Source organism: Fictibacillus sp. FJAT-27399, from assembly GCF_001510655.1.
GTDB lineage: Bacteria > Bacillota > Bacilli > Bacillales > Fictibacillaceae > Fictibacillus_C > Fictibacillus_C marinisediminis.
The window spans coordinates 1263250-1279455 of record NZ_LMVC01000002.1 but is presented as its reverse complement, the minus strand read 5'-3'; the positions used below and the strand labels follow the sequence as shown (position 1 = coordinate 1279455).

13 protein-coding genes are annotated in these 16206 nt (G+C 44.3%); 4 read left to right on the top strand and 9 right to left on the bottom strand.

The window, feature by feature from the left end:
* The first annotated feature begins 37 nt into the window (after positions 1-37).
* Positions 38-1717: an alpha-keto acid decarboxylase family protein gene (locus tag AR335_RS11495; RefSeq protein WP_082683456.1), complete on the top strand. Its 1680-nt coding sequence runs from the start codon at positions 38-40 to the stop codon at positions 1715-1717.
* 47 nt (positions 1718-1764) lie between these two features.
* Here the strand turns inward: AR335_RS11495 and bioA are convergent, their stop codons facing one another.
* From bioA to pepF, 4 genes are all read right to left on the bottom strand, one after another.
* Positions 1765-3141 (bottom strand): adenosylmethionine--8-amino-7-oxononanoate transaminase, encoded by a 1377-nt coding sequence (gene bioA, locus AR335_RS11490; protein WP_062235625.1) that lies wholly within the window; start codon positions 3139-3141, stop codon positions 1765-1767.
* Positions 3122-3844, bottom strand: a complete 723-nt coding sequence (gene bioD, locus AR335_RS11485) for a dethiobiotin synthase (RefSeq protein WP_062235623.1) — start codon at positions 3842-3844, stop codon at positions 3122-3124. The genes bioA and bioD overlap by 20 nt, the downstream gene beginning before the upstream one ends.
* The gene (locus tag AR335_RS11480) at positions 3823-4407 is read right to left on the bottom strand and encodes a biotin transporter BioY (protein WP_062235620.1); all 585 of its coding nucleotides are present in this window, start codon (positions 4405-4407) and stop codon (positions 3823-3825) included. The genes bioD and AR335_RS11480 overlap by 22 nt, the downstream gene beginning before the upstream one ends.
* A gap of 139 nt (positions 4408-4546) precedes the next feature.
* Positions 4547-6334, bottom strand: a complete 1788-nt coding sequence (pepF, locus tag AR335_RS11475) for an oligoendopeptidase F (protein WP_062235617.1) — start codon at positions 6332-6334, stop codon at positions 4547-4549.
* A gap of 186 nt (positions 6335-6520) precedes the next feature.
* On the opposite strand from pepF, the gene AR335_RS11470 reads away from it, so the two are divergent.
* Positions 6521-6910, top strand: a complete 390-nt coding sequence (locus tag AR335_RS11470) for an NUDIX hydrolase (protein ID WP_062237052.1) — start codon at positions 6521-6523, stop codon at positions 6908-6910.
* A 122-nt stretch (positions 6911-7032) separates the two neighbouring features.
* Here AR335_RS11470 and mnmH read toward each other — a convergent pair whose 3' ends face one another.
* Positions 7033-8085: a tRNA 2-selenouridine(34) synthase MnmH gene (mnmH, locus tag AR335_RS11465; RefSeq protein ID WP_062235613.1), complete on the bottom strand. Its 1053-nt coding sequence runs from the start codon at positions 8083-8085 to the stop codon at positions 7033-7035.
* Between the two features lie 171 nt (positions 8086-8256).
* Between mnmH and AR335_RS11460 the strand changes: the two genes are divergently transcribed.
* Positions 8257-9327, top strand: coding sequence for a permease (locus tag AR335_RS11460; protein ID WP_062235610.1), 1071 nt, complete (start codon positions 8257-8259; stop codon positions 9325-9327).
* A gap of 376 nt (positions 9328-9703) precedes the next feature.
* Entirely contained in the window at positions 9704-11431 is a 1728-nt protein-coding gene (abc-f, locus tag AR335_RS11455) for a ribosomal protection-like ABC-F family protein (protein ID WP_062235607.1), read from the top strand.
* A 50-nt stretch (positions 11432-11481) separates the two neighbouring features.
* Here abc-f and AR335_RS11450 read toward each other — a convergent pair whose 3' ends face one another.
* The 4 genes from AR335_RS11450 to AR335_RS11430 form a co-directional block, all read right to left on the bottom strand.
* Complete coding sequence (locus AR335_RS11450) at positions 11482-12144, bottom strand: potassium channel family protein (RefSeq protein ID WP_062235603.1); 663 nt, start codon at positions 12142-12144, stop codon at positions 11482-11484.
* A 22-nt stretch (positions 12145-12166) separates the two neighbouring features.
* Positions 12167-13519 carry a TrkH family potassium uptake protein gene (locus AR335_RS11445; RefSeq protein ID WP_062235601.1) on the bottom strand — a complete coding sequence of 451 codons (1353 nt, stop codon included), beginning with the start codon at positions 13517-13519 and terminating at the stop codon, positions 12167-12169.
* Positions 13520-13730: 211 nt separating this feature from the next.
* The gene (locus AR335_RS11440; RefSeq protein WP_062235598.1) at positions 13731-14495 is read right to left on the bottom strand and encodes a MerR family transcriptional regulator; all 765 of its coding nucleotides are present in this window, start codon (positions 14493-14495) and stop codon (positions 13731-13733) included.
* A 351-nt stretch (positions 14496-14846) separates the two neighbouring features.
* Positions 14847-16193: an aspartate aminotransferase family protein gene (locus AR335_RS11430; RefSeq protein WP_156418938.1), complete on the bottom strand. Its 1347-nt coding sequence runs from the start codon at positions 16191-16193 to the stop codon at positions 14847-14849.
* Between the last annotated feature and the right edge of the window lie 13 nt (positions 16194-16206).

Genomic DNA, 16206 nt, shown 5'->3' with positions numbered 1-16206 from the left:
GTATATAAATAGGAGTAGGGGATGAACCATTGAAGGAGTGAGTAGTTTGGCAGAAAGCAGAACGGTGGGACAATATTTATTGGATTGTTTAAAAAGAGAAGGAATATCAGAAGTCTTCGGGGTGCCGGGTGATTATAACTTTTCATTGCTTGATACGCTTGAAAGCGATAAAGGCCTTTCTTTTATTACGAATAGAAATGAGCTGAATGCAGGATATGCAGCAGATGCATACGCACGGATTAACGGTATATCGGCGCTCATTACAACATTTGGGGTCGGCGAAATGAGTGCGACGAACGCAATTGCCGGCGCATTCAGTGAAGACGTGCCTGTGATACAGATCGTTGGCTCGCCAAAATCAAAAATGCAGAAGGATAAAGAGCTGGCTCATCACACATTAATGGATGGTGATTATGATGTTTTTCGAAAAGTGTACGAAAACATCACCGCATATACGGCTGTTCTGACACCGGAAAACGCAGCTCGGGAAATCCCGGCTGCCATTCAAGCAGCAAAGCAAAAGAAAAAGCCGGTTTATTTAAGTGTTGCGATCGACTTGGTGACTCAGCCGGTCATCTTTCATGAAACGGAAGTAACACAGACGAAGACCAGTCAAACCGCACTTCAGGCTGCGCTAAAACAGATTACTGGAATGGTGGAAGAGGCAAAGAAAGCAATCATTCTTGTTGATATGAAAGCCATTCGCTACCGGCTGCAGGATCAAGTGCAGCATCTAGCAGAACAACTCAAAGTTCCTGTCGCTTCACTCATGCAAGGGAAGAGCGGGTTTGATGAAAGCCATCCACAGTACATCGGTGTATACGGTGGAGCTTTTGGACAGGAAGAAGTAACTAAAATGGTTGAAGAAGCCGACTGCCTTTTTGCGATTGGCGTACAATGGACCGATGTGAATACGTCAAAACATACAATTAAACTGAATCCCTTAAAAATTGTTGAGATCCAGCCTGAATCTGTAAAGGTCGGAGCAGCAAGTTATTTGAACGTAAAAGCGGAGGACCTATTACATGAGTTAACAAATATTGGATTTAAACAGGAGAGTTCAATCGGTGACATCACATTTCCTTACGATACGGTGAGCGGCGGGGGAGAGGAGCCAATCAAGGCTGCATCTTACTATCCAAGATTTCAGCACATGCTCAGGGAAAATGATGTGGTTGTTGTTGAGACGGGTTCGTTATCTTATGGAATGTCACAAATCAGGCTGCCGAAAGGAGCGATTTATATTGCACAGGGTGGCTGGCAAAGCATCGGGTTTGCTACTCCTGCGGCGTTCGGGGCATGTATGGCGGCGAAGGACCGGCGTGTTCTTCTTTTTACCGGTGATGGCTCTTTGCAGCTGACCGTACAGGAAATCAGTTCGATGCTCGAGAGGGGATGTAAACCCATTATCTTTATTTTAAATAACAATGGATATACCATTGAAAAGTACTTGAACGTTAAAGTGGAGATTGAGAAACAGAAGTATAACGAGATCCCTTCCTGGAATTATACCAAGCTGGCAGAAGCGTTCGGAAGAGATGCGTTTACGAAACAGGTGAGGACGAACCAGGAACTGGACGATGCCATCACTGAGGCTGAACGATTACAGGGAGAAAAACTTTGTATGATCGAACTGGTCGTTGAAGATCCGATGGACGCGCCGGAATATTTGCAGAAGATGCGTGCATTTTTGGAGAAACAAGAAAAAGAGAAGTAATGAAGGAGGGCCTTCCAATGAGGAAGGCCTTTTTTTGATAGACCGACTTATCGAACGGCCAGGCTTTCGCATACTTCCTGAATCGAGCGGTAGGTGATTTCCACCATCTTGTGCAGTTCTTCATCAGTCATGGACAGGATCGGCATCATCGTAATGACCGAGCCAAGTTCCCGAATGATCAGTCCATGCTCCCGGGCATTTTGGATAATACGGGAGATAACGCCTTCCTGGACACTGAACGTTTCTTTGGTCTTACGGTCCTTCACAATTTCAATACCGATCATCAAGCCTCGCTGCCGCACTTCACCGACATTAGGAAGCTCATAAAGGGTATCCAATTTTGTAGAGATCTTTTCAGCTTTTCGCTGAATGTCCGCCACAAGATTCCGTTGTTCCATCAGCTCTATATTTTTTAATGCGAGGGAACAGGCGAGCTGGTTGCCGGTATACGTGTGGCCGTGATAGAAGGTTTTGTGCTCGTCCTGTTCTCCTAAAAAGGCATTAAAGATCCTGTCATGTGTGATGGTAGCGGCAAGCGGCATGTAACCGCCGGTGATTCCTTTACCCATGCACATTAAATCAGGAACAACGTCTTCCTGCTCGCATGCAAACAGTGTCCCAGTTCGCCCGAAGCCGACTGCTACTTCATCACAGATCAATAGCACATCGTATTTTCGGCACAGCTGTTCGACCCCTTTTAAGAAGCCTTCAGGGTGTGTCAGTATGCCGGCAGCTCCTTGAACGAGCGGCTCCATAATTACTCCGGCGATCTCTTCGGAATGTGATTTTAAAAGTGACTCCAGTTCAGTAAGGCAGTAATCTTTTACTGCTTCTTCATTACCCAGATCTGTCATCCGGTAAGAATAAGGAGACGGAGAAGGGATGCGTTCAAAGAGAAGCGGCCGAAAGATTCTGTGAAACAAATCCATCCCTCCGACACTTACAGCACCGACTGTATCGCCGTGGTACGCTTCGTTCATTGATACGAATTTGTTTTTACTGGCATATTTTTCAGAATCGAGATTTTTCCAGTATTGGTAGGCGATCTTAAGCGCGATCTCTACTGCTGCTGCTCCTGTATCGGAATAAAATACGTTGGAGAGATTGCCCGGTGTGATCTCAGCCAGTTTTTTAGCCAACAGGATGGAAGGAACATTCGCTGAACCGAGCAGGGTGGAATGGGCAACTTTCTCCACCTGTTCGATGAGTGCTCTGTTCAGCTCTGGTTCTCTGTGGCCGTGGACATTCACCCATAGTGAAGCGTAGCCGTCGAGATACCGGTTGCCTTCTGTATCGTAAAGGTAGCTGCCTTTTCCGCTCTCTATAATCAGCGGTTTGGACTCTCGGTAGGTTTTCATTTGGGTAAAAGGATGCCAGACATACTCTTTGTCCCATTGTTCTAGTTCAGTGTATGGAGTACTCATTGAAAAACACCTCATTCAGTAGCTGTAAATAGTGTTGGTCTTTCAAAAGTGATGCAATGTAAGCAGGCAGATCCTCTTTTACATTCTTAAAAGCTGGGATGCGCACAAGCGGCTCCAGACCGGTCAGTTTTGTTATCGTTTCAACATTATCTCTGTGGATTATATTGTCATGTTGAAAGAAATTAAAAAGGATGGTTTTGATATCAATGTTCTGCAAGGCTGTATAGAACTGTGTGGTAAGAACATGATGGATGGATCCAAGTCCGCTGTTTGAAACGAAAATGACAGGCAGTCCACAATCTTTAATAAGATCAGCTGTCATATAAAAATGCGTATCCTGTTCAATGAGAGGGACGGCAATCCCGCCGGCACCCTCAACAAGGACAATCTCGTATTCTTCTTTAAGTGCGTGAATTCGATCAATGACGCGCTGTTCGTCAACCTTTCTGCCTGTCAATTTAATCGCGAGGTGGGGAGAGGTTTCCGGCTCCAGCATATACATGCCGCAATCTTTAACACCGAGCTGTTCCTCATACCAGGAGATATCAGGATATGTATGATTTTCACGATCAAGGCCGGTCTGAAACGGTTTGAATATCGTTACGCTTTTTCCCAAGGAAGTGAGGGATAGGTACAGCAGGCTGGTGGCCACCGTTTTACCGATTTCGGTTCCGGTGCCGGTTATAAAGTAGGCTTGGCCCATGTTCTTTCATTCTCCTTTCTGTTGATGAATCGTGCCATACGGGGACGGGTCTGCACGATAAATACCGCACATAAAAAACAGAGAAGCAAGTCTCCGGGAACAGGCAGCAAAAAGCCGTAAAGAAACGTTTGGCTTAGCGTAAATGGCGTATTCACAAACCAGTTCATGGCGGCATAAAGCCAAGCACAGCCGAAAAAATAGACAGTTAGCAGTGAGGCTAAATTAGCAGCAAACACAGATTTAACTTTTTCAAGCTGAAAGCGGTGGATAATCCAGCCGTTGACAAAGGCAGCGATGACATAGCCGATTAGATAGCCAAAAGTCGGTTTAAATACATAGCTGAACCCCCCGCCATCAGCAAAAACAGGAATTCCGATGAGGCCGATCAAAACATAGCAAAGCTGGCTGATCAGGCCCAGTCGCGGACCGAGCAGGGCACCGGCAAGATAGACCGATAGAATCTGCAGGGTAAAGGGGATATACGGGATGGGAACCTTAATAAATGCACCAATTGCGGTCATGGCAGCAAATAAAGCTACATACGATATGCTTCTGGCGTTCATGATGATCACCTCCTTCAATATTAAAAGCCTAGTACAAGTTTGCCTGATTAATAAATTAAATGTCAACCAAAAATAAAATTAAGTTGACATTAGGAATGAAAAAGATGACCCTTAAACTAAAGGGTCATCTTTTGAATTCTTATAATTGTGCAAATTCCTCTACCAGTTCCTCAAACCGTTTCAGCGCATTGACGATCGGCTCTGGGGTTGTTAAGTCGACACCTGTCTTTTTCAAAAGATCGAGCGGATAATCAGAGCTTCCGCTTTTTAAGAAATCCAAGTAGGAGTCAAGAGTCTGTTGGTCGCCGTCTAAGATTTTTGTAGCGAGGTGGATAGCTGACGCAAACCCTGTAGCATATTTGTAAACATAAAATGGACGGTAGAAATGAGGGATTCTGGACCAGCCGTATTTCACTTCTTCATCAAATACCACAGTATCGCTGTTGTATTCTCTAAACAGATTTTCATAGATTTGGTTGAAAACCTCAGCATTCAGCGGCTGGCCTCCTTCTGCGAGTGCGTGGGTTTTCATCTCAAACTCGGCAAACATCACTTGCGTAAACAATGTTCCTTTGAACTGATCGATAAAATGATTCAGCAAATGTTTTTTAATATCTTTGTTGGTTTCCTTGTTCAGCAGGTAATTGATCAGAAGTACTTCGTTAACGGTAGAAGCAACCTCTGCGACAAAAATGCTGTAGCCGGCTGTGATTTTTGGCTGCTGCTTATTGGAATAATGGCTGTGCATCGCATGTCCCATTTCGTGGGCCAGCGTAAAGAGGCTGTCTAGATCATCCTGATGGTTCAGAAGCACGAAAGGATGAACGCCGTACAACCCAAGATTATAAGCTCCAGAACGTTTTCCGCGTGTTTCCCTAACGTCGATATAACGTGCATTTTTAAACTCTTTCAATCGTTCAACATAATCCTCGCCAAGCGGAGCGAGTGCTTTAACCATCGTTTCATAGGCTTCTTCATAGGGAATGTCCAGCTTAACTCCTTTTACAAGGGGAGCGCTAAGATCGTATTGGCGCAGCTCATCAAGTCCCAGTTTCTCTTTTCTGATTTCTGTGTACCGATGCATGGACTTAATGTTTTCTTTTGTGGTGGCTATGAGATTTTCATAGACTTCTTTCGGTACGTTATCACCAAATAAACCTTTTTCAAGAGCAGAAGGATAGTTGCGGATTTCAGCAAGCGAGACATTGTTTTTAACCGCTGATGAAAGGGTGGAAGCAATCGTATTTTTTAATGCCACGTAGGGTTCATAATAAGCTTTGTATGCTTCTTTTCTTACTTCACGGTCTTCATCCTCAATCAATTTTGAATACATGCCGCGGGTCATTTCTACCTTTTTACCATCTTTATCAGTGACTTCGCCGAACTTAATATCCGCATTATTAATCATGCTGAATGTGCCGCTTGGAGAGGAGAGCGCTTCACCCAGGCGGGAAACAATCTTCTCCTGTTCTTTACTCAGGACATGGGACTTGTAGCGAAAGGAATCAAACAGATCTTCTTCAAAGTAGTTCAGCCCTTCATCCTCTGCGATATATTCCTTCAGCTGTGCTTCGTCCAAACTTAACAGGAAAGGCATAAAGAATGAAGTGGCAGAGCTGATTTTCACTCCGGCATGCTTCGCACGATCCAATAAGGATTGAGAATCTGAGTTTCGAGTATCCACGTCCACATTCAGCATGGCATAAACATAAACGAGATTGAAGGTGTAGGAGAGCTCTTCTTGTTTAGTGAGATATTCAAGCAGTGACTTACCTGAATCAATGTTTCCATCAAACGCCTTTAATTCTTCAGCCATTACCTTCACCTGTTCATAATCTTTTTCCCATTCAGCCAGTGAAGGATAAATATCGGTCAGGTTCCATTTCTCTTGTTCTGGAACGTCATTTCTTGATTGGTATGTGGTCATATAAGTAACTCCTTCTGCATGAAATATCTTTATTCTCTTATGTGTATTATAGGTCCCATAATATGATTATTGAATTTATTAGACTTATAGGGTGGATTCTCCTTCTTTCAAAGGAAATAAGAGGAAGATGGAGAATGAAATAGGTTAGAAAAAAAACAAAAAGATAGGAAACCTGCGATGACAGTAATAAGGAGAACGAGGGGTTCAGCTGTTTTAATGGAAGAAGGCCGAGTGGCTTTGATTAAAAGAATAAAAGATGATGAAGTGTATTATGTGTTTCCTGGAGGGGGTACAGAGGACGGAGAAACACCGGAAGAAGCTGTTGTAAGAGAGGCTTGGGAAGAGCTGGGTATTGTCATCACGGCAGGCAAATGCATAGCACAAGTTGAGTTCAATGGGCCCCAGTATTTCTTTTTTTCTGAGATTGTCAGCGGTGTTTTCGGAAGCGGTGAAGGGGAGGAGTTTTACAGTAGCGGGCGGGGGAGCTATGAACCGATTTGGGTGCCTCTTGATGAATTGCCGAAGTTGGATGTGAAACCGAAAGAGCTGGTGAGAAAGATCCTTGCTGATAAATAAGTGGGTGGACATATAGAGGTTTTGTCGAAGGTATTCAATTCGATAATAAATGAACTTTGCCTTCTCATACACCGACAAAATTGGATCAAAAAAACTAAAAAGCCGGCAAGGGCTGTGAAAACTCACAGAACTTGATGTGCCGGCTTTCTTTTTTGAAGAATTTCTTTAATTTGGTCAATGGCTTCTGCAATATTATTAACTTTTAAAGTAATTCGCTGGTCTTCTGGATATTCGACATCATGATGCTCGTAACGTGGATCATAATAGTGCTCAAGCAGCAGGCGGACTGCTGAATGATAGTTTCCTTCACTCAGATCATGTTCAATCTGAGCAGCTATTGGTGTATGAATGCGTCGTTTGATCTTTTGAAATGCGGCAAGACATTCCTCGTGATGCTCCCACGGAAGATAGTCTTCAAGGATATGATTGACCCGTTCCTCAATCGGCATGTCCAGGAAAATATGGAGACCTTGCTGCTTTTTATCCGTTACAAAACCCGGAAGCACGACTTTTCCGATTCGTTTGCTCTCAGCCTCCATCAGAACAAAAGGTGTATCTTTCAGTGCAAACAAATGATGAAAAAGGAGAGATTCAAACATTTTCTGGTTGTTTGGCTGAAGACCGATTTCTCCAAAAATGGAACCGCGGTGACCGGCCAATTGCTCAAGATCAAGAACGGGAAATCCTTGCTTGGCAAGCTCTTGAAGGATTAATGTTTTACCGGTGCCGGTATTTCCATGGAGAACGCAGGCTTTGGGAGCAAACTCCATCTCCTCTAGGTTTTTTATAATCCACTGCCGGTACACACGGAAACCGCCCTGCAGCCGGTAAGCACGAATTCCCATGAGATCAAGCACGGTCGCAGTCGTTCTGCTGCGCATTCCTCCTCTCCAGCAAAAAACAGCTTTGGGTCCAGCGATCTTCGAGAATTCTTTAATAAAAGCAGGAAGCTTGGCAGAAACAATCTCGAGTCCTCGTTCCTTAGCGGCTTCAACACTTTGCTGTTTATATAGAGTCCCAACTTCAGCACGTTCTTCATCATTAAAAAGAGGGATGTTCAAACTTCCCGGAATCGTAGAATCCTTAAATTCGGAGGGTGACCGTACATCAATGAGTGTAATCTCTTTTTTATTGTAGGATGACATAAGCTTTTCAATGGCAATATCCTGAAACACTGGTTTTTTCCGCCCTTCTGTACTGCACGTCTATATCCTATTATAAAATACTTCTTCTCTAATTTCATTTTAGCCGAATTTTGGAAAGCTTAAAAATATGTTTTTGCAGGAACTGTGATATAATTTACTATCCAATCTTAAGGTCGGAAAAAAAACTGGGGTGGGGTATATATGTCTCAAATCAATCATAGTGTTCAAAATGGAAAATCCACCAGCAAAGAGGCAATCTGGGTCATTGTTATATTCATGGCGGTTGCTGCGGCTGGTTTGCTGTATGTAAAATGGTGGCCGTATTTTCAAAAGGTGATCTCAGTTTCAGCTACTCATTCTATCGGTCCATCGATCCTTGGTGATCAAGCAGCTTCGGCGTCACCATGGGTAACTGCTTGGGACTATGCAAAAGTTTATTTTCAGTCTGTATGGAAAGCTGCATTACTGGGGGTCTTACTCGGTTCGTTGATTCAAGTGCTGCTTCCGTCACGATGGCTGCTTAAAGTGCTTGGAAAAACATCGTTTGGCAGTACAGCAGCAGGAGGATTGGCGTCCATTCCAGGCATGATGTGTACTTGCTGTGCGGCGCCCATGGCCGTGGGGATGCGCAAGAAGAAAGTGTCGATTGGAGCAAGCCTTGCTTTTTGGCTAGGTAATCCGACCATTAACCCGGCAACCCTGATTTTTATGACATTTGTATTATCATGGAAATTTACGGTACTGCGATTATTCTTTGGAATAATACTCGTGTTTGGTGTCAGTTACTTTGCCAATCGTTTTGCCAAAAACGCTGAGCCGGTAGATATGGAGAAAGTGCCCGAAAGCAAGAACTTTGAGGAAGAGGAAGGACCGTTTTTCATCAGATGGATGAAGAGCCTGGGCACCATGCTGCTCCATATTGGACCAGCTTACATTTTTTCGGTGCTTTTACTTGGTGCAGCACGTGTCTGGCTGTTTCCGCAGCTAAGTGAAACAGCGTCCAACAGCTTGTTTGCTGTTATCGGATTTGCTCTTGCCGGCATGCTGTTCGTTATTCCGACTGCTGCCGAAATTCCAATTATCCAGACGTTTATGCTCGTAGGTCTTGGTGCAGGACCTGCGGCTGCCTTGCTCATTACACTGCCGGCGCTAAGCTTGCCGTCCTTACTCATCGTTTCGAGATCCTATCCCAAACGTGTTCTGTCGTTTGTCACCTTATCGGTCGTCGTTTTAGGTGTGTTTAGTGGAATGGTGGGAATGCTGTTTCTTTAAGGCTTACTTCTCTCTGACAGAATGGGTTGCACAATTTTACCATAATCGTGTTATACTAATACCAACAATGTGAAGGAGGTATCCAATTAGACATTATGTGGAACTGATCCCCTTGTCGATCATGAAATCTGATTGCACGGCAAGTGATGCTCTGCGGCTTTGGAGCGGGATGGGATACGTATGTCTATAGGAGACCCTCAACGGTTAAATTCAATGTATCAGTGTGCTGAAGCTGGTCTAACGGTCAATGCACTTTGAGGTGTTTTTTCGTATCTTTTTTCGCTTACCCAAAAACCGCAGGAATGCGGTTTTTTTTCGTCTTCAGATATCATGAGTCCCTATTGCCTTTGAACGAAACGCAAAGCGGTGATTTTTGATGACTCTATTAAGCTGTCACGAATTAAGTAAAGAATTTGGCGAGCGCCTGATTTTAAAAGAGGTTTCTTTGAATATAGACTGTAATGAAAGGATAGGTTTGGTTGGTGTTAATGGAGCGGGAAAGACAACTTTGGCTAACCTGATTTTCGGAACACTTCAGCCCGGTAAAGGTTCTATCGTTAAACATAAAAATCCACTGAAGATCGGTTATCTTCAGCAGTCCACCTCCTATACGACTAATACTTTTTCGCATATGCAGAGTGAAGAAGAGGATTTTCTGCAGATGACCAGCCGTCTCGGTTTAAAGAAAGTACAGAATTGGGATGAGAGCCGTTTCTCAGGATTAAGCGGAGGGGAGAGGACGAAGCTGGCTATCGCACATATCTGGTCAACAAGGCCCGACCTTCTTATACTGGATGAGCCGACCAACCACCTTGATTTTAAAGGAGTCGAATGGCTGATTCAGGAGCTGAGATCATTTATAGGTACCACACTGATCATCTCGCATGACCGGTATTTTCTTGATCAAACCGTGAATCGAATCATTGAACTGGATGATGGCAAGTCTGTTGATTTTCCGGGGAATTATTCATTTTATCGGGAAGAGAAGGAGAGAAGGCACCATGCACAGCTGAATCAGTATGAAACACAGAAAAAGTACGAGCAAAAAATACAGTCTGAGATTGAAAGGCTGGACAACTGGTCGTCGAAAGCACATAGAGAAGCAGGAAAAGTCGGTAAGATGGCAGATATGCGCGGCACAAAAGAATTTTACAGAAGCAAAGCAAAGAGCATGGATAAACAGATCAGTTCCCGGATCAAACGCCTGAAAAAGATTGAATTGGAAGGTGTGGAAAAGCCAAAGGAGGAAACAAAAATACAGTTTGGCTGGGACAATCCGGAGAAACGGGGAAAGCGGCTGGTGGATGCGAAGGAAATCTCCAAATCTTTTAGTTCTCGACCGCTCTTTCAGAAAAGCTCGTTTTATATTAAACGAGGTGAAAGACTGGGATTGACAGGTCCGAACGGGTGCGGCAAGACGACGCTCCTTAAAATGCTGACAGGTAGGGAGACCGTCGATTCGGGTGAGCTTTGGATCAGTTCAAGCGCAAAAATGGCCTATCTGACACAGGATGTTACAGACCTCCCATCGGAACAAACGGTAGTAAACTTGATACACGATGTTTTTGAAGTCCGGTCAGAAGCCTCTACGGCCCGGACACTGCTCGCCAATATGGGGTTTGATGAAAGAATGCTGAAGAAGCAGATTCATCAATTGAGTCTTGGTGAACGGATGAGGGTGAAGCTCGCCTTGCTCATCATGCAGAAACATGATCTTCTGATTCTGGATGAGCCGACGAATCACCTTGATCTGGCAAGCAGGGAACAGCTTGAGGAAGCATTGCTGTCGTTCAGCGGTACACTGCTTATCGTTTCCCATGACCGCTATTTCCTGGAAAAAACGTGTGAAAAGCTGCTGGTTTTTGAAGATGGAAACATAAGAAAAACGCAAAAGGGCTTTAAAGAGTTTGCTGAAGCCAAACAAAAACCGGTACAGCCGCAAAATCATAAAAAAACGGATCTTCTTGAAAAAAGGATGATTATTGAGAACCGAATCAGTGCTGTTTTGGGAGAGCTTAGCCTCCTGTCTCCTGGTGATAAGGAATACACGAGGCTGGATCAGGAGTTTAAGCGGCTGATGGAGGAGAAGAGAAAGCTTTCTTAGCAATACGGAATAACCAGACAAAAGCCGTCCCTAAATCTCGACGGCTTCTGTCATTCTTCCAGCTTTTTAGATAACTCCTTTAAGTCTTTGTTTTTTCCAATAATGACGAGAAGATCGCCGGTTTTCAAAGAATAATCCGGACCAGGAGCAACCGTAACCTCTTCGTCCGTATGCCGGATTGCAATGACGTTCAGCTGGTATCTGGCTCTGATGTCGAGGGCTTGTATGGTTTGTCCGACCAAGTCTGAAGGAATCTTAATTTCTTCTATACTGTAATCGTCCGATAATTTGAGATGATCGATGATGTTCGGATGCATCAGGTTTTGAGCGAGACGAAGCCCCATATCACGTTCAGGGAAAACCACCTGATCTGCGCCGATTTTGGTCAGTACCAGCCCATGGCGTTTACTGAGTGCTTTGGCGACAATATAGTGAACTCCTAATTCTTTTAACAGGACGACAGTTAAAATACTGGCTTCCATGTCATCCCCGATTGCAACGATTACAACATCAAAGTTTCGGACACCAAGGCCTTTCATACTGTCCTCATCTGTACTGTCAGCGATAAATGCCTGACTCAGGCCATTCTGTAGATCTTCCACCTTATCTTCGTTAATATCAATACCAATAACCTCGTTGTCTTCCTCATAGAGTGCTCTTGCTAAATGTGATCCAAACCTTCCGAGTCCGATTACTGCATATTGTTTCTTCATGCTCTGTTTTCTCTCCTTCATTTTAGCCGATCAAATATTTTCCTTTTGGATAGCGATAGAGTTCTTTTTCATTTTGTTTAGCCAAAGCGATGGCCACGGTCAGAGGTCCCAGCCTACCGATAAACATCGTTAGTGCAATAATAATTTTGCCGAACGAAGAAAGATCGGGTGTAAGTCCCATGGACAATCCCACCGTTCCGAATGCAGAGACCGCCTCAAACAGGATTTTCAAAAAGTTGTTTTCCTGTTCTGTGATCGAGAGCAACATCGTCACCACAATAACAAGAATCAATGCACTTAAAATAACGGTCAATGCTTTATAGATCATGGTCGGAATAATCCGCTGTTTAAAGAACACCACATCCTCTTTTCCTTTGATCTGTGACCAGGCCGCTCCAAACAATGTCACAAATGTCGTAGTCTTGATCCCGCCGCCGGTTGATCCTGGTGAAGCCCCGATAAACATAAGAATAATAGTTAGCAACAGAGTAGGATGAGCCAGGTCCGGAATGTTCAGAGTATTGGAACCGGCCGTCCTTGGAGTTACTGCTTGATAAAAGGAAGCGAGGAGCTTACCAGAAGGAGATAGAGGCTGAAGGGTCTTGCTGTTATGCATCTCCAACAGGAAGACAAGAACAGTGCCGGCCACAAGCAGGATAGCGGTCGTGGAAAGCACGACCTTTGTATGTAAAGAAATATTTTTTAGTTTTTTCCGATGTTCGATAAGGTCACTGACAACTATAAATCCAATTCCTCCTAGAATTATAAGGATCCCGATTGTCAGCGTAACGACGGGGTCTTCTTTATAATCCGTCAAACTCTTAAATCCTCCCATAATATCAAAGCCGGCATTATTAAAATTAGAAACGGAATGAAAGATGCCAAAATAAATGGCTTTCTTAACTGGCATGTCCATGGCAAAGCGGAATGAAAGCAAGATGGAGCCAAGCAGTTCCGAAACAAACGTAAACAGAACAATGGTTTTCGCCATTTTTACAATGCCTTGGGTGGAGGAATTATTTAACGCTTCCTGCAGAAGAAGACGTTCACGAAACGAAATTCTCCGGCCGACGATTAGTGCAAAAAAGGTGGAGAACGTCATAAATCCAAGACCGCCAATTTGAATGAGAGAGAGTATAACCATTTGTCCAAAAACGGTAAAGGTATCTCCGGTATCCACGACGATCAGCCCCGTGACACACGTTGCTGAAGTTGAGGTGAAAAAGGCGTTAAGAAAAGACATTCCCTGTCCGTTACGAGTTGCTTCAGGCAAGCAAAGGAGAAAAGCTCCGGCCAAAATGATAGCGGCAAAGCCTAATACCAGTATTTTAGGAGGAGTCAATGCAAAGCGCTTCCTGCGATTTCGATCTGTCATATTTGGCCTTCCTTTCAGCAAATGGTGATTATGTATTACCCTTTATTATCCTATTTTAATGCTTAATTATAACGGCAGTAGTTTATTGCATTTGTTTTTGTTTTAATTGTTAAAGGATATAAATACTTTACATCAAGAATATTGAACTCCTCCAAGGCCATTCTGGCATATAAAAAACAGCCCATCTGAACCGTGCAGATGGGCTGTTTCCTTATTTTTTTACTCCCGTATAAATGTGAATCGCATCTCTCAAGAACTCAGCAGTCCCCAGCTGGTCTTTGTCATAGTGCTGTTTGAACCGTTCGTCGTCCACGTACATTTGCGCCAGGCCTGCATGAGCTTCTTTGCTGTATTCATTCCAGTAAAAGCAGAGCCATTGCTTATGAAGTTCTGCCGCCTTCTGGGCAAGATCTCCAGCAGGATCCCCTGTTTTAAAGGCTTCAGCTAATGAGGTCTTCAGTTCGTCCGCCAAATGAGTTACTTCCTCATGATTTTCCTTCGTCATGTTTTTCAGCTTTTCATTGGATTGATTAATCATATTATCACCGTATTTTTCACGAATCTCTTTTCCGTATTGTTTCTCGTTATCATCAATGAGCTTCTGTTTAAAGCCTTCGAATTTTTCTTGATCTGTCATCGTCATTCTCCCTTCAGATGAAGCAATCGTTTTTTCCACATTCGTAATAAGCAGTTCCAATTGCTTTTTCTTGTCAAGGAGCTTCTCACGGTGTTCTTTAAGAGCCTCAGTCCCGTTAAAGGAAGGGTCAGTCATGATCTCCTTAATCTTTTCCAGACTGAGTCCAAGCTCCCGGTAGAATAAAATCTGCTGCAGACGGTCGACTTCCGGCTGGCCATAGATCCGGTAACCTGAAGAATTGATCCTTGCCGGCTTAAGGATGCCAATCTCATCATAATACCTTAGTGTTCTCGTACTGATTCCGGCCAGTCTTCCCAGCTTTTGCACCGTATATTCCATGTGATTACCTCCTGACATCCTAAATGTACACCTTGACGCAGCGTCAATGTCAAACCTGTTTTTAAAAGGCTCATTTCTAAAAGATTGTTGCTTTGGGAACATTTTTGTAAAGAGCTTCAGTGACAAGTTGATTGGAGTGGAAGGTGCGAGACTCCTCGAAAATGAATTTCACATTTTCTTCGTGCGATATAACGCTGCCGAAGCCTTCCTTGTCCTGCGGGACGAGCGTGACAGGGGAAACCCGCAGGCGCTTTCGCCGAGGGGTTCAGCGCACGCCCCGCGGAAAGGGAGCAGCCTGAAATGGAAATCAACCACTCCCAAGGGCAACAAAGGTTACGAAAACAGCCAAATTTAAAGGGTAAAGATGGCTTCTTTCAGTCTTTTTACAAGAAAGGCTGCATCCTCATCCGTAATATTCAGAGGGGGAGCAAGAGTAAGCACATTATTAAAGCCCGCAACCGTGTCTCCGTTTTTGCCGATCAGGAGTCCTTTCGCCTTGCATGCACTGATGACTCCGTTAACCTGGTCTACTGACAGCGGTACTTTCGTTCTTTTATCCTGAACAAGCTCTATGCCGAACAGCAGTCCCTTCCCTCGGACGTTTCCAACATAAGGATGTGCTTCAAGTTCAGACAGCTCCTTTAATAGCTCTGCTCCCTTCTCTCTGGAGCGGTCGATCAGATTTTCGTTTTCCATGATCTCAAGGTTTTTCAGGGCGACTGCACAGCAAGCCGGATTTCCTCCAAACGTATTGACGTGGCGGAAGTGATCATACTCTCCGTCTCCTTTAAATGCCTCGTAGATCTCACGTTTTACAGCTGTTGCAGACAGCGGCAAGTAAGAACTTGTAATCCCTTTTGCCATGGTCACAATATCAGGCTGCACGCCGTAATTCATGAAACCGAACGCCTTACCCGTCCGTCCAAAACCGTTGATGACTTCATCAGAGATGAGCAGGGCACCGTGTTTTTCACAGATTTCTTTTACTTTTTTCATATAGGAATCATGCGGGATGAGGACACCGCCCCCAGTAATGATCGGTTCCATAATGACACCCGCAATGGTTTCCGAAAGCTCCCATGTCATCACCCGGTCAATCTCAGAAGCACATTCTTCACTGTAGGACTCGGCATTATGATAATCAGGGAACCGGTAACTATCAGGTGGAGCAACATGGAGAAAGCCCTGTCCGAGCGGTTCGTATTTGTACTTACGCTGCGCCTGCCCGGTTGCCGCAAGAGCACCCATGGAGTTGCCATGATATCCTCGGTAGCGGGCAATGAATTTACAGCGTCCTTGCTCGCCCTTCTGCTGATGGTACTGCCTTGCGATCTTAAAGGCTGTCTCATTTGCTTCTGATCCGCTGTTTGAGAAAAAAATAACATAGTCACCGCCAAGCCATTGATTCAGTTTTTCACCTAATTCTATGGCTGGCTGGTGGCTTTGTGTCAGGGGGTAATAAGGCAGCTCTTTTAATTGGCTGTAAGCGGCTTCGGCCAGCTCTTTTCTCCCGTATCCCACATTGACTGACCACAGACCTGCCATTCCATCCAGATATTTTTTGCCTTCATTGTCTGTAATCCATGATCCGTCTGCTGATTTCACGACCATGGTAGAAGGGTTATACCGTTTCATAGAATGCCAGATGTACTGTTCATCTTTTTGCTGAAGAAGATCCCTTTGCTCGGTTTGCATCACAGTCTCTCCTCTC

Bases quoted from the DNA above. Each gene is read 5' to 3' on its own strand.
- bioA (WP_062235625.1), bottom strand. From the start codon at position 3,141: ATGAGTACTCCATACACTGAACTAGAACAATGGGACAAAGAGTATGTC.
- bioD (WP_062235623.1), bottom strand. From the start codon at position 3,844: ATGGGCCAAGCCTACTTTATAACCGGCACCGGAACCGAAATCGGTAAA.
- AR335_RS11480 (WP_062235620.1), bottom strand. From the start codon at position 4,407: ATGAACGCCAGAAGCATATCGTATGTAGCTTTATTTGCTGCCATGACC.
- pepF (WP_062235617.1), bottom strand. From the start codon at position 6,334: ATGACCACATACCAATCAAGAAATGACGTTCCAGAACAAGAGAAATGG.
- AR335_RS11460 (WP_062235610.1), top strand. From the start codon at position 8,257: ATGTCTCAAATCAATCATAGTGTTCAAAATGGAAAATCCACCAGCAAA.
- abc-f (WP_062235607.1), top strand. From the start codon at position 9,704: ATGACTCTATTAAGCTGTCACGAATTAAGTAAAGAATTTGGCGAGCGC.
- AR335_RS11450 (WP_062235603.1), bottom strand. From the start codon at position 12,144: ATGAAGAAACAATATGCAGTAATCGGACTCGGAAGGTTTGGATCACAT.
- AR335_RS11445 (WP_062235601.1), bottom strand. From the start codon at position 13,519: ATGACAGATCGAAATCGCAGGAAGCGCTTTGCATTGACTCCTCCTAAA.
- AR335_RS11440 (WP_062235598.1), bottom strand. From the start codon at position 14,495: ATGGAATATACGGTGCAAAAGCTGGGAAGACTGGCCGGAATCAGTACG.